Origin of the sequence: Mesorhizobium loti, from assembly GCF_003148495.1 — a bacterium.
Taxonomy (GTDB): Bacteria; Pseudomonadota; Alphaproteobacteria; order Rhizobiales; family Rhizobiaceae; genus Mesorhizobium; species Mesorhizobium loti.
This window is the reverse complement of record NZ_QGGH01000003.1, coordinates 492,454-513,895: the sequence shown is the minus strand read 5'-3', so window position 1 is coordinate 513,895 and position 21,442 is coordinate 492,454. Positions and strand designations below refer to the sequence as shown.

General features: G+C 62.8%; 15 protein-coding genes. 4 read left to right on the top strand and 11 right to left on the bottom strand.

The window, feature by feature from the left end:
• Positions 1–115: 115 nt before the first annotated feature.
• Positions 116–1,027, top strand: coding sequence for a DMT family transporter (locus C8D77_RS16015; RefSeq protein ID WP_109664809.1), 912 nt, complete (start codon positions 116–118; stop codon positions 1,025–1,027).
• Positions 1,028–1,082: 55 nt separating this feature from the next.
• Here the strand turns inward: C8D77_RS16015 and serA are convergent, their stop codons facing one another.
• The 3 genes from serA to C8D77_RS16000 all read right to left on the bottom strand — a co-directional run bounded on the left by serA (position 1,083) and on the right by C8D77_RS16000 (position 7,306).
• The gene (gene serA, locus C8D77_RS16010) at positions 1,083–2,684 is read right to left on the bottom strand and encodes a phosphoglycerate dehydrogenase (RefSeq protein WP_109664806.1); all 1,602 of its coding nucleotides are present in this window, start codon (positions 2,682–2,684) and stop codon (positions 1,083–1,085) included.
• A gap of 62 nt (positions 2,685–2,746) precedes the next feature.
• The gene (locus C8D77_RS16005) at positions 2,747–3,922 is read right to left on the bottom strand and encodes a phosphoserine transaminase (RefSeq protein WP_109664803.1); all 1,176 of its coding nucleotides are present in this window, start codon (positions 3,920–3,922) and stop codon (positions 2,747–2,749) included.
• Between the two features lie 264 nt (positions 3,923–4,186).
• Positions 4,187–7,306 (bottom strand): autotransporter family protein, encoded by a 3,120-nt coding sequence (locus C8D77_RS16000; protein WP_170136752.1) that lies wholly within the window; start codon positions 7,304–7,306, stop codon positions 4,187–4,189.
• A gap of 697 nt (positions 7,307–8,003) precedes the next feature.
• Here C8D77_RS16000 and C8D77_RS15995 point away from each other — a divergent pair.
• Positions 8,004–9,023 (top strand): helix-turn-helix domain-containing protein, encoded by a 1,020-nt coding sequence (locus C8D77_RS15995; protein ID WP_146211789.1) that lies wholly within the window; start codon positions 8,004–8,006, stop codon positions 9,021–9,023.
• A gap of 135 nt (positions 9,024–9,158) precedes the next feature.
• Here C8D77_RS15995 and C8D77_RS15990 read toward each other — a convergent pair whose 3' ends face one another.
• The 3 genes from C8D77_RS15990 to glmM form a co-directional block, all read right to left on the bottom strand.
• A complete protein-coding gene (locus C8D77_RS15990; protein ID WP_245462942.1) occupies positions 9,159–10,016 on the bottom strand; it encodes an outer membrane protein in 858 nt (285 codons plus the stop codon).
• Positions 10,017–10,238: 222 nt separating this feature from the next.
• Positions 10,239–11,099: an outer membrane protein gene (locus C8D77_RS15985; protein ID WP_109665444.1), complete on the bottom strand. Its 861-nt coding sequence runs from the start codon at positions 11,097–11,099 to the stop codon at positions 10,239–10,241.
• A 254-nt stretch (positions 11,100–11,353) separates the two neighbouring features.
• Complete coding sequence (gene glmM, locus C8D77_RS15980) at positions 11,354–12,706, bottom strand: phosphoglucosamine mutase (protein WP_109664793.1); 1,353 nt, start codon at positions 12,704–12,706, stop codon at positions 11,354–11,356.
• 157 nt (positions 12,707–12,863) lie between these two features.
• Between glmM and C8D77_RS37625 the strand changes: the two genes are divergently transcribed.
• Together C8D77_RS37625 and C8D77_RS15975 are read left to right on the top strand one after the other, a co-directional pair.
• Positions 12,864–13,022 (top strand): hypothetical protein, encoded by a 159-nt coding sequence (locus tag C8D77_RS37625; protein ID WP_170136751.1) that lies wholly within the window; start codon positions 12,864–12,866, stop codon positions 13,020–13,022.
• 52 nt (positions 13,023–13,074) lie between these two features.
• The gene (locus C8D77_RS15975; RefSeq protein ID WP_109664790.1) at positions 13,075–13,935 is read left to right on the top strand and encodes a hypothetical protein; all 861 of its coding nucleotides are present in this window, start codon (positions 13,075–13,077) and stop codon (positions 13,933–13,935) included.
• A 562-nt stretch (positions 13,936–14,497) separates the two neighbouring features.
• On the opposite strand, the gene ftsH is transcribed toward C8D77_RS15975, so the two are convergent.
• From ftsH to tolB, 5 genes are all read right to left on the bottom strand, one after another.
• Entirely contained in the window at positions 14,498–16,426 is a 1,929-nt protein-coding gene (gene ftsH, locus C8D77_RS15970) for an ATP-dependent zinc metalloprotease FtsH (protein ID WP_109664787.1), read from the bottom strand.
• Positions 16,427–16,551: 125 nt separating this feature from the next.
• Positions 16,552–17,943, bottom strand: a complete 1,392-nt coding sequence (tilS, locus tag C8D77_RS15965) for a tRNA lysidine(34) synthetase TilS (protein WP_109664785.1) — start codon at positions 17,941–17,943, stop codon at positions 16,552–16,554.
• Between the two features lie 57 nt (positions 17,944–18,000).
• The gene (ybgF, locus tag C8D77_RS15960) at positions 18,001–19,110 is read right to left on the bottom strand and encodes a tol-pal system protein YbgF (protein WP_109664782.1); all 1,110 of its coding nucleotides are present in this window, start codon (positions 19,108–19,110) and stop codon (positions 18,001–18,003) included.
• 225 nt (positions 19,111–19,335) lie between these two features.
• Positions 19,336–19,842: a peptidoglycan-associated lipoprotein Pal gene (pal, locus tag C8D77_RS15955; RefSeq protein WP_109664780.1), complete on the bottom strand. Its 507-nt coding sequence runs from the start codon at positions 19,840–19,842 to the stop codon at positions 19,336–19,338.
• Positions 19,843–20,091: 249 nt separating this feature from the next.
• Entirely contained in the window at positions 20,092–21,402 is a 1,311-nt protein-coding gene (gene tolB, locus C8D77_RS15950; protein ID WP_109664778.1) for a Tol-Pal system beta propeller repeat protein TolB, read from the bottom strand.
• Positions 21,403–21,442: the final 40 nt, after the last annotated feature.

Here is a 21,442-nt window from a genome sequence, read left to right as displayed (position 1 = left end):
CTTGTCCTCAAAGCGCGTCATGACGTGCTTTGAGTTTTTTTGTTTCAATGCATGTCGTTGTCCCAAAACCGCTGCCCACTTTTGGGCGACATGCAATAGTGGCCGGAATCCCGCGATGCATCGAAGCGCTTACATATTCCTGCTGCTCACCACCTTGCTGTGGGGTGGCAACTCGGTGGCCGGCAAGCTGGCGGTCGATCACGTCTCGCCGATGACGCTCGTCTTCCTGCGCTGGGTGCTGGCCGTGGCGATCATGCTGCCGATAGGCTTGAAGACAATACGCAAGGACTGGCCGGTGGTGCGCAAGCACTGGCTCGTGCTGGCAGCGCTGGGCGCCAGCGGCTTCGCCTTGTTCAACACCATCTTCTACACGGCGCTCAACTACACCACAGCGATCAACGTCTCGATCGAACAGGCGGCGATGCCGATCCTGATCATGACAGCCAATTTCGTCTTCTTCCGCCTGCGTGTGAACTGGGCGCAAATTGTCGGTGTCGTGCTGACCATCGCCGGCGTGATCCTCACCGCCTGCCACGGCGACCCGCGCCGGCTGTTGACGCTGGAGCTCAATTTCGGCGACGCCATCATGCTGGTCGCCGTGTTTCTCTACAGTGGCTATTCGGTCGGACTGCGGCTGAAGCCGGTGATGCATTGGCAGAGCCTGATGCTGGCCCTGTCGGTTGCCGCCCTCGTCACCTCGCTGCCGTTCTTCCTGTGGGAGGTCGCCGCCGGCAGGGTCATCGTGCCTGACGCGCGCGGCTGGGCCGTCATCGTCTATACCGCGATCGGCGCCTCGGTCATCTCGCAGATCTTCTACATCAGGGGCAACGAACTGATCGGCGCCAACCGCGCCGGCCTGTTCATCAATCTGGTGCCGATCTTCGGCACGCTGCTGTCAGTGCTGATCGTCGGCGAGACGTTCCAGCTCTATCAGGCACTGGCTTTGGTGCTCGTGCTGGGCGGCATCGGGCTTGCCGAATACAGCGGGCGCAAGATGGCGATTCAGCGATCCGCCAGGACACGCTGAACGAAAAAAGGCGCGGCCCGGTCCGCGCCTTTGGATCTTTCACAGCAGTCCGGCATCACATCGCGTTGACGTCGAACTGCAGCCGCTTGGCCGAGTCGATCGACTTGTGCGCCTTGATCTTTTCCAGAACCGAATCAGGGAACGGCGCGTCGAGATAAAGCAGCGCGATGGCATCGCCGCCGGGCCGGTTGCGGCCGAGCTGGAAGTTGGCGATGTTGACGCCGTTCTCGCCGCACACGGTGCCGAGCAGGCCGATGATACCCGGCGCGTCGGCATTGGTCGTGTAGAGCATGTGCTGGCCGACCTCGGCATCGAGATTGATGCCCTTGATCTGGATGAAACGCGGCTTGCCGTCGGAGAAGCAGGTGCCGGCGATCGAGCGCGTCCTGTGCTCGGTCGTCACCGTCAGCTTGATGTAGCCGTCGAACACGCCCGATTTGTCGCGCTTGACCTCGGCGACGATGATGCCGCGCTCCTTCACCATGATCGGCGCCGACACCATGTTGACGTCGGAGACCTGCGGCCGGATCAGCCCGGCAAGCGCCGCACTGATCAGCGCGCGCGTGTTCATTGTCGCCGTCGAGCCGTCGAACAGGATCTCGACCTCCTTGATCGGATCCTCGGTGACCTGGCCGACAAAGGCGCCGAGCACTTCGGCGAGCTTGACGAAGGGCTTCAGCCGCGGTGCTTCCTCGGCTGTAATCGACGGCATGTTGATGGCGTTGGAGACGGCGCCCTTGATCAGATAATCGGCCATCTGCTCGGCAACCTGCAGCGCGACATTCTCTTGCGCTTCCGCTGTCGAGGCACCGAGATGCGGCGTCGCCACCACGTTCTCCATGCCGAACAGCTCATTGTTCTCGGCCGGTTCGACCTCGAACACGTCGATACCGGCTCCGGCCACCTTGCCGCTCTTCAGCGCCGCGACTAGGTCGGCCTCGACGATCAGCCCGCCGCGGGCGCAGTTGATGATGCGCACGCCTTTCTTCATCTTGGCGATCGCCGCCGCATCGATGATGTTGCGCGTCTTGTCGGTCAGCGGCGTGTGCAGCGTGATGAAGTCGGCGCGGGCGAAAAGCTCATCCAGCTCGACCTTGTCGACACCGAGTTCCTCGGCACGCTTGTCCGACAGGAATGGGTCGAAGGCGATGACATGCATCTTCAGCCCGACGCCGCGCGTCGCGACGATCGAGCCGATGTTGCCGCAGCCGATGACGCCCAGCGTCTTGCCGGTGATCTCGACGCCCATGAAGCGGTTCTTCTCCCATTTGCCGGCGTGGGTAGAAGCGTTGGCTTCCGGGATCTGGCGGGCAAGCGCGAAGATCATCGCCACCGCATGTTCGGCCGTCGTGATCGAATTGCCGAAGGGCGTGTTCATCACGATGATGCCCTTGCGGCTCGCCGCCGGGATATCGACATTGTCGACGCCGATGCCGGCGCGGCCGATAACCCTGAGTTTGGTGGCGGCGTTGATCAGCTTTTCGGTGACCTTGGTCGCCGAGCGGATGGCGAGGCCATCATACTGGCCGATCACTTCGAGCAGCTTTTCCTTGTCCTTGCCGAGATCGGGCAGATAGTCGACCTCAACGCCACGATCCTTGAATATCTGCACGGCGGTGGGAGAAAGTTTGTCTGAGACGAGAACGCGGGGCGCCATGGCGGCCTCCTTGAAATGGATTTGATGGGAATGGGCGGCCCGAAGGCCGCCACCGAAAGATGTCAGGCTGCCGCTTTGAGCGACGCCTTCTGTGCGGCGAAGGCCCAGTCGAGCCAGGGCAGCAGCGCTTCGAGATCCGATGTCTCGACCGTCGCGCCACACCAGATGCGCAGGCCGGGCGGTGCATCGCGATAGGCGCCGATATCATAGGCGACACCTTCCTTGTCGAGCACCGACACCAGTCCCTTGGCGAAAGCCGCCTGCCCGTCGGCGTCGAGCGCGGACACATCCGGGTCGGTGAAGTGCAGGCAGACCGAGGTGTTCGACCGCGTCGCCGGCAGGGTGGCGAGATGACCGAGCCATGAGGACTTGCCGACAAAGCGATCGAGGACGGCCGCATTGGCATCCGCCCTGGCGATCAGCGCATCGAGGCCACCGATCGACTTCGCCCAGTTGAGCGCATCGAGATAGTCCTCGACGCACAGCATCGAGGGCGTGTTGATGGTTTCGCCCTTGAAGATGCCCTCGATCAGCTTGCCGCCCGAGGTCAGTCGGAAGATTTTCGGGAGCGGCCACGAAGGCTTGTAGGTCTCCAGCCGCTCGACGGCACGAGGCGACAGGATGAGCATGCCGTGTGCGCCCTCGCCGCCCAGCACCTTCTGCCAGGAGAAGGTGACGACATCGAGTTTTTCGAAATCGAGCCTCTGTGCGAAGGCGGCCGAAGTCGCGTCGCAGATGGTCAGGCCCTTGCGGTCCGCGGGAATGAAATCGCCGTTCGGCACACGCACGCCGGACGTGGTGCCGTTCCAGGTGAAGACCACATCGCGGTCAAAATCGATCTTTGTGAGGTCCGGCAGTTCGCCATAGCCGGCTTCGATCTTGCGCACGTCGGCGAGCTTCAGTTGCTTGACCACGTCGGTGACCCAGCCGGAGCCAAAGCTCTCCCAGGCGACCATGTCGACGCCGCGCTCGCCGAGCAGCGACCACAGCGCCATCTCGACAGCGCCGGTGTCCGATGCCGGCACGATGCCGATGCGGTAACCCGCCGGGACCTGGAGAATTTCCCGCGTCAGCTCGATCGCCTGTTCGAGCTTGGCCTTGCCGATCTTGCCGCGGTGGGAACGGCCGAGCGCAGCAGCTTTCAGCGCCTCGACCGACCAGCCGGGACGTTTTGCGCACGGACCTGAGGAAAAATTGGGGTTTACCGGACGGAGTCCGGGCTTCGTATGCGTCGTCATCGTGGTCTATCCTTCCAGATAGTGGCCCCTCGTTGGGGAGGGGTGGCCCACTCCGGGAAATACAGAAACGGCCGGAAAAGCGCAATAGGGAAATGGATTTGTCAGCGACATCGCGGCCGGAACGAGTGGGCACACCGCCAGGATATGTCCGCAAGGGAGAGGCGAAAAGAAGGGGATTTCCCCGAAAAACGCGACAGCCCGAATGCAAAGTGCCCGCCACCTTTCGGCAACGAGCACTTTGTTGGAAGAGCGTTTGCGGCGAATCTAGAACCTTACGATGATCCCCGCAGTGCCCTTCAGCGCATGGCTGCCTTCGAAGCTGGACGAGGCCAGCGCCTCGCCAAACAGGGTATATTTGCCGCCGGCCCATTTGTAGGTGCCACCCAGGCCGAGTTCGCCGCCGAAGCGCTGTGGCTCGAACGAAAGGTCGACCCCTGAGACGGCGACCGAAGTGCCGTTGAGGAACTCGTAGGTCAGGTTGGCGATGCCATAGACATGGCTTCCGGTCGCCTGGACGTCGTAGTTCAACGCAGCACCCAGCCGGCCCTTGAGGCTGTCACCCTTGCGCAGCGACACATTTGCGCCGAACGGATCGGTGAAGGCGTCGAAATCGACCGAGGCATAGGCAAGCTGCGCCTGCGGGGTCAGCGACCAGGCGCCGTCGAGCCCAATCTTGCGTCCCGCCTCCAGGCTGAGCGCATAGCCATTGCCATGAATGCCATCGCCGATCTTGCCGATGACGGCGGCGTTCATGTCGCTGCGCAATGTCGCGAGTTGGGCCTGGCCGTCGACATAAAAGCCATTCTCGCCATACCAGGTCAGCGTGGCGCCGACGCCATAGCTGACGGTGGTGTTGCCGCCCTCGCCGAGGCTTGAGAAGATGTCGGCGTCGGTGCGTGAATATTGCGCCGTCAGCCCGGCGACCAGCCTGCCGGCCGCCGTTTCCGAAAGCTGACCGTCGATGCCCGCCTGCACCAGCGTGGTATCGACGTCATAGGAAGCATCAGCGCTGGACGCATTGGCCTCGACATGGCCGTGCGCGCCTTCGAAACGGGTCCAGATGGCTTGCTGGCCCGTCTCGGCTCCGCCATCGAGCACGGTACGGCGGCGGTCACCGACGCGCTGCTCAAGCGTCGGTAGCGCAATCATCCCCAGCAGGACCTGCGGGTAATTCTGGTAGACCGGCGTCGTCGGCGCAAGGCTGGCGGCGCGCAGATACCAGTCGCCGTCAGTCGTATTGGCGAGGCCGTTCTGGAACAGCTTGTAGCTGTAGGCGCCACCGATCGCCGGGCCGTTGAGCACGAAGGCGTCGGCCGCCGAGGTGCCATCGACCTGGACGATCTTGATGCCGTCGGCTGTTGTTTGCGCACCCAGGCCGCCGACGTTGAAGACGTGCACCTGAGTTGTGCTGGTACCCAGAATGCTGTTGCCGGTGATGATCAGGAGGTCAGTCTGCGAGCTGTCGCCGGCAAGGACGGTCTCAATTTCAAGCGCGCCGCCATTGCTGGTATAGGTGCCGTCCACCATCAGCGTGCCGAAACCGTCGATGCCGGGTGCGATGACTCCGCCGAGGTGGTTGGTGGTGGCACCGACGGTGCCATTGCCCTGCAGTCGGCCGCCCAATACATCCATGGTGCCGCCTAGCGTGCCGTTCACGGAGAGTGTGCCGCCTTCGACGCGCGAAGACCCGGCAAACAGCGAGCTGTCACCGGTGAGCATCTGCTGACCGCCGGCAAGAACGAAGCCGCCATTGCCGGCGAAGTCGCCGGAGAAGGTGTCGTTGGCTTCCGTAAGTGTCAGCGTCTGGTTGCCGAACTCGACGGTGCCCGCACCCGCAAGCCGCTTGATCGATGCCCCGTCGGCTACGCCAGAAATATCCAGCGTGCCATCGACAACCGCACGGCTCGATGCAGCGATGCTGCCCGTGCCGCTCAGCGCCAGCTTGCCTGCCGACACGGTCGTTTCGCCCGAATAGCTGTTGTCGCCGGTCAGTTCCAGCGTGCCGCCGCCGGTCTTGGTCAGGCCACCGGCACCGCTGAGAATGCCTGACGCCGTCAGCGTGGTTGCTGCCGCTGTGTCGATTTTGCCGGTTGTATTCAGCGCCATGCCACGGTTCGTGGTGAAACTGGCCGTCGTCTGCAGCGTGCCGCCGTTGAACACAAGCCCGCTTGCGGCGTCACCGAGGCTGCCATCCCCGGCAATCGACAACGTACCGCCACTCAGCGTCCAGGGCGTCAACGCCGATGTGACGCCGGTCAGCACCCAGGTGCCACTGCCGGTCTTTTCGAAGCTGCCGAAGCCACGATATTGCGCGCTGTTACCGATGGAGGCGGCGTTGAAGCTGCCGTTGCCGGCACCGCCGAGGGTGAAGCTATCGGCGGCGCTGAAGGCCTGGACATTGCCTGTTATGAGCGAGGTCGACCACAGTTCGAGCGAGTTGACCCCGCCGGTGAAGGTGATGGCATTGACCCTGCCACCGCCGGTAGTCGCGCCGCCGGAGATCGTGCCGGCATTCAGCACCGAGACGTTGGCACCTTTGATGCCGGCCCCGCCGGAGGATGCGGCGACACCAAATCCGCCAATGCCGGCTCCATTGAGGCCGGCGGCCCCGCCGGTAATCGATGCCCCGGCATTGTTGACGACCGTGCCGCCATTGATCAGCCGAATGCCTTCGCCGCCGCTGCCGCCCGCACCCGTCGGAAACCCCGCGCGCCCATCGCCCCCCTTGCCACCGAGCAACGTGCCACTGTTGGTGATCGTGCCGCCGCCGGTGACCAGGAGGGCTGCCGCGCCACCGCCGCCGCCGCCCTGGCCGGCCAGCAGGCCACCGGCGCCGCCGGTAACTGTGCCCAAGGCGTCGATCGTGACATCGGCGGAAGTGAACACGCCGACGCCACCGCCACCGCCGCCGCTGGATGAGCCGGCTGATCCGCCCGCGCCGCCTTTTACCGCGCCGCCCGCCTGCACGGTCAGATCCATCGTCGTGGACAGGCCGACGCCACCGCCGCCACCGGCGATCCCGGAGCCAAGGTTGCCGGCGCCATTGCCCCCGGAAACCGTCCCACTGACCGTTGCCAGACCAATGGCACCGGCCCCACCGTTGGTCGGACGAGTGGCGCTGACGCCGCCGAGCAATTTCGCATTGCCTCCGGCCTGGCCGTTGCCCGTCGTCAGGTCGGTCGCGCCGCCGCCGCCGCCTGTGATGGACGCACCAGCCGGGCCTTTCGTACCCTCGGCCTCGGCCGCCGTGCCGTCGACACCGCCCGCACCACCTTTGACGCCTGAGGCGGTGGAAATGCCCTGCCCGCCGTCTGCCGCATAGGCGCCTTGCGGCATTGCGACACCGCATGCCAGCAGCGCCGCGACCGAGACAGCACCAAGCAATGGCGAAGAAAAACCTCGGCGACTTAGAAAATTAGAGCCATCTAATACAGAGGATATACCCGAATCAGATTTACGATTGTTCACGAGAAAACCCCAGATTCGCCATTAAAGCTGTACATAAACCACTATGGACACATATGTACGGAATTATATATTCCGCCAGCGGTTAAAAATAGCTGACATTGTAAGGCACAGGGCTGAACGACGGCCCCACGATGACGGTGGCGCGAGCCAGGGTGGAATACGAAGCACTGGAGCCTAGCCGACGCATCCGCAAGGCCGGGCCAGGCCGGTGTTCGACGAGAGAGTTTTTTGAACGGATAGGCATGGCTACTCCCTGCCGGAAGCCGCCTTGAAGGCTCCGGATTCGATATTCAAATACGAGCCTTCCTGTCAGGGATTGCGGGGCGCATACGGCAGGCTGCCGCACAGCCTGCCCCCTCCGTCATGCCCGCCGCGCCCGGAGGGTAGCGTGGAACCGGACGAGTGACCGTAGCGCCATGTCTCATTTATCCACGCACTATGTCTCATCTCACTAGGCAAACCCCGGCTTGAGCACCAAGCCATTGAGGCGGCAGGAGAATCACGATAGCGCTACACACCGTGAACCTGCCGGCCACGGCAGTGATCCAGCCTGTCACAGCAAGTGTATTCAGCGCCTCGGCGCACATGGACGAGGCCTATCGTGCAGGAGGGATTGCTCCTCTCTACGGATCTTGTTCAATCGGACCTGCGCACCGAATATTGGCGCGAGATCACGCGGCCGTTCTTCGAGACCACGCAGCATCAGGAAGGCAGCAATGCCACACTCGAAGGCTCCTTGAAGTCGCGGGCGATAGGCTCGCTGCTGATTGGGCCGACCAGCTTCAACCAGCAGCAATATCGCCGCGACCGATGCATCGTCCTGCAAGGCGGGCTCGACCAATATCTGGTCCAGCTGTTCATCGCCGGTACGCTTGAAGGCGACTGCGACGGCCAGTCGATTTTGGTCGGTCCCGGCGACATTTGCGTTTTCGATCTCACGCGGAATTTCAAAAGCCGGGTGCATGAGGGCGCGACCATATCCATCGTGCTCCCGCGCGAGCGGGTGGACAAGGCAGCGGGTGGACGCAGCCTTCACGGCGTGGTGCTCAGGAAAGGCGCTCCCCTTACGCGGCTTCTGGCGGATTTCATCGTCAGCCTCTCGGATGTGTCGGCGGAAATGGAACGCGCCGACGCGCTGGCCATGGAGGACGCGGCAATGGAACTGCTTGCTTGCGGGCTTGCGCGCCAGCTGCCCGACGGCGCCACGAGTGATCCCGCCCTCGCCCAAGTGCTGCGCCGGCGCGTGCTGGATTTCATCGATGCCAACCTGACCGAGCCTGAACTTGGCCCAACGCTGCTCATGCGCCGCTTCAGGGTTTCACGCGCCCATCTCTATCGGGTGTTTGCCGCCGATGGTGGCGTCGCCAGGGTCGTGAAGGAAAAGCGGCTGGATGCGGCGTGCCGCGAACTCATGCACATCGGCGGTCTGTCCCGCTCGATCATCGAGATCGCCCACGGGCTGGGCTTTTCGAGCAGCAGCCAGTTCCTGCGCGCCTTCCGTGCCCGTTTCGACATGACGCCGAGTGACGTTCGGCAGCAAAGGGAGGAACTCGCCGGTCAACGTCTCGCGCATGTGCAGGCACACTTTGCCGAATACGCACAGCAGCTTGGCTTGATGAACAGGCTGGGATGACGCACACGCGATTGCCGATCCAGCGCATTTATCGGTTCATCGCCAGACCTCCGAGACGCAGGAAGAATGCTGACCATCAGAAGAGCAAACGGCGAGCCAGAGGCTCGCCGCTACAAATGCCGTCTTCTAACACCGCTACCAGAGGTCGTATCGCAGCCCGAGCTTGACCGACTGATAGTTCACCCCCTTGTGGATGCCGAAAGCACCGCCGTCATAGGCGACATATTTCATGCCGGGTACAGCAAAGTATTCGTAGCCGAGGTCGACCGACACATTTTTTGTCACCTGATAGGAAAGCCCCGCGGCTAGGGAATAGGCAAAATCGTAGCTTGACTTCGATGTTACGGCTCCCTCGTAACCGGCCGGATCGTCGCAATTGAACTGTTGGACAGTCTGTAGGCCGCCGGCCGTGCTCGTGGTGGTTGTCGGAACGCAATCGCGCGCGCCAATCGCCCTGCTGAGTTTGCTGTACGCCAACCCGACACCGCCCCCGAGATACGGCGTGATCCCCACATAGGTACCTAGGTCGACATAGCCATTGGCCATCAGGCTATAGGCCTTGTTGTTTGCAAAGTTCGTTCCCCTGCAAGGCGGTGGCGGAGCGGCAGCGGCATTGGTCTGGCTGACAATGGTGCTGGTTGCGATGCTTGTTACCGTTGTCGTGATGGAGCCATCGCAAGTCGTCACCAGTTCATCGCCGAACTTGTTCGATGGCAGGATGCCGAAGTTTAATTCAGCCCGCAGATAGTCGTTGAAATGATAGCCCATGCCTACACTGCCATCGAACAGGGTGCTGCTCGATGAGAAGCCCGAAGCGTCTTGATGATTGTCGAAAGGATGGCTGAAGGCGTAGCCGATATCGCCGCGCAGATACCAGCCGGAACCGACCTCGACCGGCACGTAGTCGGGCGCCTGGTCGACATAGATCGGCGGATCGTAGTCGGCTGCGTGCACGGGCGTCAGCGGTGCCAGGGCGAGTGCGACAAGCGCCATACGCAATGTGAATTTCATGGTCCCCGACTCCCGAATTTGGCGCCGCTAGCAATCGCAACGGCAGCCATCGTTTCAAGGAGCATTGTTAACCATAGTGGTTAAGTGCCGGTTAAGGCTAACGGAGCGTTAGCAGTTTGATTTTCAAGAATTTCATCCGAAACGCACAAACGAAAACCGCCCGGTCGATGCCGGGCGGTTCGCAGACTTCAAGCAGTGCAGGTGTTACTTTGTGTAGATCGGCTCGGGTTCGGGCTGGTAGGCCACGACCGGCGCGGCGCAACCATTGTTGCCGCCGAACTGATAGCGCAGGCCACCGCGTACTTCGTGCGTGTTGATGCCGCGGTCGAAGCCGGGGCCGGAGCTGCCCACATTCCAATCGAACATGCGGCCGCCCTGGATATGGGAGAAGCGGTAGCCTGCATCGAGGATGATCTTGTCGGTCAGGCAGTAGGAAGCGCCGGCCATCAGAGCGTAGGCGAAACGCCAGCTGGATCTGCCGGGATTGGTCTCGGTAGCGCCCGGCGTCGGGTCATAGACTGTATCCCATTTGACATGCGCGCCGCCGATGCCGGCGCCGACGTAAGGCGTAATGCCATGATAGGTACCAAGATCGGCATATGCATTAGCCAGGAGCAGGAGGGCGCTCATTTTCGACGACTCAGCCGACGTGACAATGACCGGCGAACCGCCAGCCGTGCCAGTTGTCTGACCGTTGAAGTTCGACTTGAACCAGTAGTCGGCGGTCAGGTCGGTGCGGAAATGGTCGTTGATCTTGTAGCCGACGCCGGCGCCGAGCGAGAAACCGCCCTTGAGCTTGCCGAAATCGAAACTCTGGCTGCCGGGTGTGACCGTACAGTTACAGGGATCGACGGTGTAGGTCATGTAGTCGATGCCGCGCACGGTCGACTTATGATAGTCGATGTCGCCGCGGATGTACCAGCCGCCAACTTCGGCCGGCTGCTCGTAGACGGCCGGAGGCGGAGCCTCTTCGACCACCGGCTCCGGCAGGTCGGCTGCGAACAACGGTCCTGCCAAGCCCGCGAACAGTAAGGCGAGCAGGACCTTTCTTGCTGTATTGAACATGCTTGTCACCCCTGAGAAGTTCGGAACGGCCATCGCGTCCGAATGCAATTGGCTTTCAGTCGTGGATAATGAAGTGCAAAGGTTAAAAGGCGTTTAACCCTGTTGCTTAACCACGAATCTCGAAACTTCGAGGGATCGGCGCATGGTTTTCGAAATCCCGGAGCACCCGCCGGCGAACGAAAAAAGCTCGCCAGGAGGGCGGGCTTTGAACTGGTGAAGCTGTATGCGGCGACGCCCTGCCGGGCGCGCTGGGATCAGGCGGCGCTGCGCGTTTCCGAGATGATGTCAACGATGCCATTGACGACGGACTCGACCAGTTGCGGGTCGTCGCCCTCGGCCATCACACGGATCAGCGGCTCTGTGCCGGAGGGCCGGATAACCAGCCGCCCGGCCTTGCCGAGGCGGTGACGGGCGTCTTCGATGGCTGCCTTGACCGGCGCTTCCTCGAGCGGCTTGCCGCCGGAAATATGGACGTTCTTCAGAAGCTGCGGCACCGGTTCGAACTTCTTCGACAATTCGCTGACCGGCCGCCCCTGCCGCTTGATGCAGGCCAGCACCTGCAGCGCCGAGACGAGGCCGTCGCCGGTGGTCGAAAAGTCAGACAGCACGATATGGCCCGATTGTTCGCCGCCGACATTCAGCCCATGCGCGCGCATATGCTCGACGACATAACGGTCGCCGACCTTGGTGCGGTGCAATTGCAGCTTCATGTCGCCGAGGAAGCGCTCGAGGCCGAGATTGGACATGACCGTCGAAACGACGCCGCCGCCAGCAAGCCGCCCGCTCTGGTGCCAAGATTCGGCAATCAGCGCCATGATCTGGTCGCCATCGACGATCGCCCCGTTTTCATCGACAATGACGACGCGGTCGGCATCGCCATCGAGCGCGATGCCGATGTCGGCGCGCACTTCGTGCACCTTCTTCTGCAGGCCGGCGGGATGGGTCGAGCCGCATTCCTTGTTGATGTTGAAGCCGTTGGGCTCGACATTGATGGCGACGACTTCGGCGCCCAGTTCCCACAGCGCCTCGGGCGCCACCTTGTAGGCCGCGCCGTTGGCGCAATCGACGACGATCCTCAAGCCGGAGAGTGACATCGAGCGCGGCAAGGTGCGCTTGGCGAATTCGATATAGCGGTCATGCACGCCGTCGACGCGCTTGGCGCGGCCAAGCCCGTCGGAATCGGCGAGCGTCAGTTCGATATCCTTGTCGAGCATGCTCTCGATGCGCTCCTCGATCTCGTCGGAGAGCTTGTAGCCGTCGGGTCCGAACAGCTTGATGCCGTTGTCGTAGTAGGGGTTGTGCGAGGCCGAGATCATGACCCCGATATCGGCGCGCAGCGAACGCACCAGCATGGCAACCGCCGGCGTCGGGATCGGGCCGAGCAGGAACACGTCCATGCCGGCAGCACAGAGACCGGCGACCATGGCATTCTCGATCATATAGCCGGAAAGCCTGGTGTCCTTGCCGAGCACGACGCGGTGGCGATGGCTGCCGCGCTGGAAGGAGAGGCCGGCGGCCATGCCGACCCGCATCGCGATTTCCGCGGTCATCGGAAACTTGTTGGCGCGCCCGCGAATGCCGTCCGTGCCGAAATAATTCCCTGCCATGCTAGCCAGTTTCCTCGACGTTTCTTCCCCGGCACGTCATGCCACAATTGGCCAGGGCGCTATGATCACAGTGTGTGATTATATGTTACCAATCCTTAGAAAATCATTGTTGTGCACTGCACACAACATGGCTGCATCCTAACATGCTGAGACTGCCATGCTGCAATATACCAGTCATGCGAGCCTCTCAGCGCAGATGCACCTGGAAAATCTTGCTCTGAAGCTGGCAACGGGCAACGATTTCATCACCTTATCGGGAGAAGACGGCTTTCGGCGATATATACGCCACTTAGCATCTGGCGCAACCGATCGTTGAGCGTTATTGATTCGCCGGGACGTATCATGGGCTGCTGCAACGGAGAAACGCTATGCTCATCCACCGACTTGCCACTTTGACCGGCCTCGCCGTCGCGACCTTGTTCCTGGCCGCGCCGGCCAACGCACTGACGATGGCCGAGTGCAGCACGAAGTACAACGCCGCCAAGGATGCGGGGACACTCGCCGGGGCGACCTGGAACCAGTTCCGCAAGGCCCAGTGCGGCACCGACGCTGCGGCCACGACCGACGCCAAGCCAGCCGATACCAAGAAAGCAACCGACACCAAGAAGGCTGCCGAGACGAAACCGGCCAAGGCGGCCAAGGCAGCCGCTGCGGCGGACGACAGCACGGCCAAGGGCCTGACGGCGAAGGAATGCAGCACCAAGTACCAGGCGGCGAAGGCTGCCGGCACGCTGAACGGCATGAAGTGGAACGACTTCCGCAAGTCCGAATGCTCCGCCGGTGCATCCGCCGCTGCCGCCGCCAAGCCGGCAACCACCAAGGCTGCCGCGGCTCCCGCCGACAATGGCGGCAAGGGTCTGAGCATGGCCGAATGCAGCACCAAGTATCAGGCTGCCAAGACGGCCAACACGCTGAAAGGCATGAAGTGGAACGACTTCCGCAAGACCGAATGCGGCGCCGGCGCATCGGATGACGACACCGTGCCGGCCGCCGACGAGGCGAGCTACACCAAGGAGCCGGCGAAGCCGACGACGGCTGCGCCCAAGGGCGTCACTTTCCCCTCTGCGATCTCGGCGAAATATGCCAGCGAGACCCCCGGAAAAGGCCGCATGCATACTTGCCTTGACCAGTACTATGCCCTCAAGGACGCCAATGCGCTTGGCGGCCTGAAGTGGATCCAGAAGGGCGGCGGCTTCTACAGCCTGTGCAACGCCAAGCTGAAGAGCTGAACGACAACAACATCTGAACAAGAAAAGGCCCGCGAGCCGCAAGGTTCGCGGGCTTTTTTCTTGGGCTACGTTCAGGACAGGCCGTTTGCAGGGAGGCGCCATCGGCAAAGCTGCCAATCTCCCTCCCCGTGGGGGAGATGCCTGGCAGAGCAGAGGGGGGCGCGAAAGATCGCTGCCTTTCTGGCTTGGGTTCCTCGCGCCTCATGAAAGGGGGAGAGTGCCTCAGCGAAGCCAAGACAGAGAGAAAAGCAAGGATAACAGTCCGAACGAAAGTCCGCCCAGCAGAAGGGCCGGCCTGAGATGTCGGCGGGACAGCGCCCCCCTCTGTCCTGCCGGACATCTCCCCACACGGGGGGAGATTGGCTGCCACGCCGGCTTTCGCCAACTTGCCAGCGTTGCAGGATGGGCGCCTGCATTGCAGTTGGGCAATTGAGGAGCAGCGCGCTGGGTCCGCGACAACTGGGCGGCCTTAAGCTAGGCAGACCGCCAGCAAGGCCTCTATAAACAAAAACGCCGCGGATCATGCCGCGGCGTTTCTAAAAATCAACCTGCTTGGTCGAACTCAGCTCGACGGCTGCGGTTCCATGCCGCCTTCGGGCTCCGGGCCCTTCTTGCGGCGGCCACCGGACTTCGGCACAGCCGAGCCGCGGCTCGGCGGCGTGTCGTCGCCAAGGTCGCGCGCGGGCTTGTGGCCGGCGATCAGCTGCTTGATCTCCTCGCCGGACAGCGTCTCGTATTCGAGCAAGCCCTGCGCCAGCGCAATCCATTCCTTCTTCTTCTTGGTCAGGATGGACTTGGCCGAGACATAGGCCTCGTCGATCAGGCGGCGCACTTCGGCATCTATGATCTGAGCCGTCTCTTCCGAAACGTTTTGCGTACGCGCCACCGAATGGCCGAGGAACACTTCTTCCTGGTTGTCGCCATAGGCGACATGACCGAGCTTGTCTGAGAAGCCCCAGCGCGTGACCATGGCGCGCGCCAGCTTGGTCGCCTGCTCGATGTCCGAGGACGCGCCCGAGGTGATGTTTTCCTTGCCGAACTTGAACTCCTCGGCGACGCGACCGCCCATCATGATGGCGAGCCGCGAGATCATGTATTTGTAGCTCATCGAATAGCGGTCGCCTTCCGGCAACTGCATGACCATGCCGAGCGCGCGGCCGCGCGGGATGATGGTGGCCTTGTGCAGCGGATCGGCCGACGGCACGTTGAGCGCGAGGATGGCGTGGCCGGCCTCGTGGTAGGCGGTGAGCTCCTTCTCGGCCTGCGTCATGGCCGACGAACGACGCTCGGCGCCCATCATGATCTTGTCCTTGGCGTCCTCGAATTCGGCCATGGTGACGAGACGCTTGTTGCGGCGCGCCGCCATCAGCGCGGATTCGTTGACGAGGTTCATCAGGTCGGCGCCGGAGAAGCCCGGCGTACCGCGCGCGATCACCTTGAGGTCGACATTGGGCGCCAGCGGCACGTTGCGCACATGCACCTTGAGGATCTTTTCGCGGCCGACGATGTCGGGGTTCGGCACCACAACCTGGCGGTCGAAGCGGCCTGGCCTGAGCAGTGCAGGATCGAGCACGTCGGGCCGGTTCGTGGCAGCGATCAGGATGATGCTTTCGTTGGATTCGAAGCCATCCATCTCGACCAGCAACTGATTCAACGTCTGCTCGCGTTCGTCATTGCCGCCGCCGAGGCCGGCGCCGCGATGACGGCCGACAGCGTCGATTTCATCGATGAAGATGATGCAGGGCGCGTTCTTCTTGGCCTGGTCGAACATGTCACGAACACGGCTTGCACCGACGCCGACGAACATCTCGACGAAGTCCGAACCGGAAATGGTGAAGAACGGCACATTGGCTTCGCCGGCAACCGAACGGGCGAGCAGCGTCTTGCCGGTTCCCGGAGGACCGACAAGCAGCACGCCGCGCGGGATCTTGCCGCCGAGCCGCTGGAACTTCTGCGGATCGCGCAGGAACTCGACGATCTCTTCCAGATCTTCCTTGGCTTCGTCGACGCCGGCAACGTCCTGGAAAGTGACGCGGCCATGCGCTTCGGTGAGCAGCTTGGCCTTGGACTTGCCGAAGCCCATGGCGCGCCCGGACCCGGACTGCATCTGGCGCATGAAGAATATCCAGACGCCAAGGATGAGGATCATCGGCAGCCACGAGATCAGGTAGCCGAACAGCGAATTGGAACCGTCTGTTTCAGGCCGCGCGTTGATGGTGACGTTCTTGTCCTGCAGCCGCGAGACCAGTGAAGGGTCGCCGGGCGAATAGGTCTGGAAGCCGCTGGCATTGTCGGTGTAGGTGCCGCTGATGCGAGCGCCTGCGATGGTCACTGTCTTGACGCGGCCCGCCGCGACATCCTGCAGGAACTGCGAATATGGCACATCGCTGGAAGCCCCCCGCGTCTGCGGCGTCTGGAACAGATTGAACAGGGCGATGAGCAGGACCGCTATGATCGCCCAAAGCGCGAGGTTGCGATAGTTCGGATTCATCAATTGTCCCGTTGGCGTCCGCCGGGCGGACACGCGTCATAAGAGGAAACTTGCGCCTAACATAGGGAGAGCGCCTCCCCTTGCCAAGCATAACAGCATGTCTGGGTTAAGCTTTCGCGCAACCATCAACCGGCACTGTGGCCGCTGAAAGGCAAGGGCGGCACCGGGGCCGCACCAATCAACCCGGCGACGACCCGCGCCGGCGCCAGATCGAAGGACGGTAGGAAGCGGGCAAAGGGCGCAACGACCGGCCGCACTTCAACCATCGCGGACGTCGTTCCATGTCCAGGCAAACCAAGGCATTCCCCGGCCTGCCACAACGCCGGCTCGGCGGCGAGCGCGGCGCGCATCAAGCTCGGCGGGGTTTTTCCTTCGCCAATCGCCAGCCGCTTCGCCGCTGTCCCGAACGGGGCGATCAACAATGCGCCGCTGCTGTCGTTCAATGTGATGCGCCGGCGGCCATCCCAGACGGTGCTGTCGGTGGCGGCAGCGGCGGCGGGCAAGCCGCGCGCCTCGCGGCGCAGGAAGATGCCGGCGCGCCGGAAATCGACAACCGTCCGCGACAATGTGGCGCAAAGAAATCCGGCCTTCAGCCGGCCGAACAGCGCCTCGCTGCGGGCTTGATCCGGCAGGAAGGCGATCCCGCCGGCCGTGGCCAGCAGGATGCGCAACGCATAGATGGTTGCCCGCTCGTCGCCGGCGCTCAACAAGCCCGGATCAAGACGAGTGAGCCCGCAGGCCGGCTGGGTCGCAAAATCGCCGATCAAGCTTGCGGCGCCAAGGCCGAGTTGACCGCGCGCACGGCTCTCATGCGCGGCCAGCGCCAGCGCATCGTCGATGCGCCGCGCACCGTCGCCGTCGGCAAGGGCTGCCCGCATGCGCGGCCGCTCGAAAGCCTCGTCGGCATTGGTTGGGTCGTCGGCCCAGCCGACATTTTGGCGGCGCAGGACATCGCGCAATGCCGCGCGCCGCATGCCAAGGAGCGGCCGCACGATCCAACTGCGCCAGTCATACAAGGTGGCCGGCGCCATGCCGGCAAGACCGCGGCCTGACAGTTCGACAAGACCTCGGCCCTCGTTCCGCGCCAACCCTTCTTCGCGCCCTTGACGCATCAGCACCGTTTCCGCCTGGTCGTCGGCGGTATGGCCGGTGAGGATCAGGCCGAAGCCTTGCGCTTGTGCCGCTTCAGCCAGCAACCGGTAGCGCTCTTCCCGTGCCGCGGCGGGCAGACCCGTCGACGGCTTGGGACCCGACCATGTCACAATGCGGTGTGGAATTCCGTGTGTAGCGCACAGCTTGGCCACCGCTTGCGCCTCCGCTGCCGAACCGGACCGCAAGCCGTGATCGATCGTCACCGCCAGCAGCTTGGTTGCCGGCGCCGTGCGGTCGAGATGGTGTTTGAGAAGGAGGAGCAGGGCGGTCGAGTCGCTGCCGCCGGACACGGCCGCAACAGCGCCGCTGGTAAAATCGATATGCGAAAAGAGACTTGTCGAAAGATCCGGCTCGATGTCGAGCATAATGCATGTCGCCCAAAAGTGGTCCCGGTTTTAGGACAACGACATGTATGACAAGGATTAGCAGGCAGCCAGAGCCTTCTCCTGCTTGACGCGTTCCTTGAGCGCACTGGAGATATCAGGGTAACGCTTGCCGACCTCGCTGAAGGTGGCGCAGGCAACGTCATGCTGCTTGAGGCCGACCAGCGACACGCCGAGCTTAAGCAACATGTCGGGAGCCTTCTTGGCCTTGGGATAATCCTTGCTGGCGGCAAGGAAAGTCTCGGCAGCGTCGCGGTACTTCTGCTGGCCAAGCAGCGACTCGCCCAGCCAGTAATGCGCGTCCGCCGCCTTCGCATCCTTGGGGAAGCGGGCAATGTGGTCGCGAAAGCCCTGCTCGGCGGTGCCATAGTCGCCCGAGAGGATGAACTGGTAGGAGTTGCGGTAGAGCTCCTCCGGGTCGTTGGTGGCGGGCAACGCCGCGACCACCGTATCGGATTTGCCGGCCTTGGCCGGGGCGCCGGTGGCTGGGGCGCTATCCTGCGCCGGCGCGGTCGCCTGCGTGTTGCCGCCGGCATCGATGACATTGCCGTTCTTGTCTACGGTGATGGTCCCGAAGGTTTTTTCCGGCGCTCCCGCACCGGGAATGACCTTGCCGGGGTCGCCATCGGGCGATTCGACGATGACGTCCTGGACCGTCTTGCCGCCTGCTGACTGATCGTTGCCGGGCGCGGCGCCGGCATCGGCCGGCGCCTGTGTTGCCGGGGCCGCTGCCACGTCGGTGTCGGTGCCGGTGGTGGCATCCGATTTCTTCTGCGCCGGCGGCTGTCCGCCTTGCGTGCCGCCGCCTTCAAGTTGCTGGAAGCGGAATTCGTTGTCTTCCTGCTGCTTGCGGATCTGCTCCTGCATCTGCAGGACCTGGAAATTGAGTTCCTCGATCTTGCCGTTCATCTGGCGCAGCTGCTCTTCCAGGCTGGTGACAGCGGCAGGATCGGACTGCACCATCTGGACCTGATCCGGCTTCTTCTTCTGGCCGAAAAGGCTGGGCAATTCGATGCTGGGCAGATGAAAGGAAAAGCCGCTGTCGGTTGATTGCCCTGTACCGCTAGCCCCCAAGCCGCTAGCCAAGGCGGTGACGCCTGATAGGAGCAGCAGCGCAAGCGTGCCGCTCAGAACCGATCTCAAATGCATGTGCCTCTCGCCGTGATTTCGTTAGCTTGTTCGCGCCTTCCAATCAGAATGGGACCAGCCAAGCGCCTTCGGCTCATAGCAGGAGCCGAGACTTCGGCCAAATTTTGTTTCGGGCATCCGGATATGGAAAAGGCGGCCCCAGGGCCGCCTTTCGCATAGATATGTTGCATTTTTACCGCTAGACCGCCGCGCGTTCTTTTGACGCGCCGATCGGTGCACGATGCCTCAGGAGCCAGCGCCGCTGAGCGTGGTGACCGCCCGGCGATTCTGCGACCAGCAGGAGATGTCGTCGCACACCGCGACCGGACGTTCCTTGCCGTAGGAAATGGTCTTGAGACGGCTGGCCGAGACACCCTTGGCGACGAGGAAGTCGCGGGTGGCGGCAGCACGGCGGGCGCCGAGCGCCAGATTGTATTCACGTGTGCCGCGTTCGTCGGCATGGCCTTCGACGACGATGGCATACTGCTTGTACTGGTTCAGCCACTGCGCCTGGCGAGCCAGGGTCGTCTGCGCGTCGGCACGGATCGAGGTCGAGTCCGTATCGAAGAAGATTCGGTCGCCGATGTTGACGGTGAAGTCCTGCGCCGATCCGGGTGTTGCGGCACCCGCGCCATTGAGGCCGAGATCAGCCGCGTTGTTCGGCGTCTTCTTCGAGGCGCAACCCGCGATGGCGAGCATCGCCACCAGCGCGATCATGACCGGGTTTCTGGTAAGTGCTGCGATACGGCCCATGCCGCCTCTCCTTCGTATTTCGAGTGATCGTATTCGAGTGATTTCGTTGATCACCCAGTAACCACGTTTGGGTTAACCGGCATTCAAGAAACACGGTTAAAATTTGGTTTAGGCTGCCCGTCCGCAGCCGTTCGGCTATGAGCCACAGTTGGCGCGGACCCTAGGCGGAAATGCGGCCAAAACGCGACCAATGCATGGAAAAGGGGCCGAAACGGCCCCTTTTCAGTATGTGTTGCAATCCAGCCGAACCTATTCCAGCAGCGGCGACCAGGCCGGGTCCGAAGCGAAGTTCGCCGTCGGGATCGATTGCTCGTTACGCCCGGTAAGATCGACCGAAACCAGTTTGGGCCCACCGGCGGAATCGCGGAAGAACATCAGCACGCGGCCGTTCGGCGCCCAGGTCGGCCCCTCCTGCTGGAAGCCGGAGGACAGGATGCGCTCGCCCGAACCATCGGTCTTCATGACGCCGATCTGGAATTCGCCGCCAGTCTGCTTGGTGAAGGCGATGAGGTCGCCGCGCGGCGACCATACCGGCGTCGAATAGACGCCGTCGCCGAAGGAGATGCGGGTCTGGCCCGAGCCGTCGGCGCCCATGACGTAGATCTGCGCGCGGCCGCCACGGTCGGAGGTGAACACCACCTTGCTGCCGTCGGGCGAATAGGACGGCGAGGTGTCGATGGCGGTCGAGTTGGTCAGGCGCGTCGTTGAACGACTGCGCAGGTCCATGGCGAAGATGTTGGAATTGCCGTCGTCGCGCAGCAGGCTCATGATCACCTTCTGGCCGTCGGGCGAAAAGCGCGGCGCAAAAGTCATGCCGGGAAAATTGCCGACCAGTTCGCGCTGGCCGGTCTCGATCTGCAGGAGATAGACCCGCGGCTGGCCGCTTTCATAGGACATGTAGGTGATTTCCTGCCGGTTCGGCGAGAAACGCGGCGTCAGCACGATCGACCTGCCGTCCGAGAGATAGCGGACGTTGGCGCCGTCCTGATCCATGATCGCGAGGCGCTTCTTGCGCGCGTTCTTGGCACCGGATTCGTCGATGAAGACGACGCGGGTGTCGAAATAGCCTTTTTCGCCGGTCAGCCGCTCATAGATGGCGTCGGCGATGATGTGGGCAACACGCCGCTGATTGGCGTCGTTGGCAAAGAACTGCTCGCCAGACATCTGCTGGCCCGCAAAAGTATCCCACAACCGGTACTGGGCGCGGATACGGCCATCGGCTTCCTTGCTGACGCTGCCGGTGACCAGCGCCTGCGCGTTGATCACTTTCCAGTCGTCGAAGCGCGGGGCGGCATCGGGGTTGGTGATCTTTTCGATGAAGGCGCTCTTGTCGATCGGAGCGAACAGGCCCGAACGCTTCAGGTCGGCGGTGACGATCTGCGAAATCTGCGCGCCAAGCGCGTCGCCGCCCTGGAAATCCGTGATGGCGATCGGCAGCGGCTCGACATTACCCTTGTTGACGTTGAGCTCGACGAGCGCCAGCGCCGGCAACGTACCAGCCGCGGTCATGCCCGTCGCCATTGCTGCGACCATCAGGAGCGGCTTGAGGATTGATTTCATGTCTTCTCGCTTCTCGTACTGATTTTCGGATGTCAGGGCC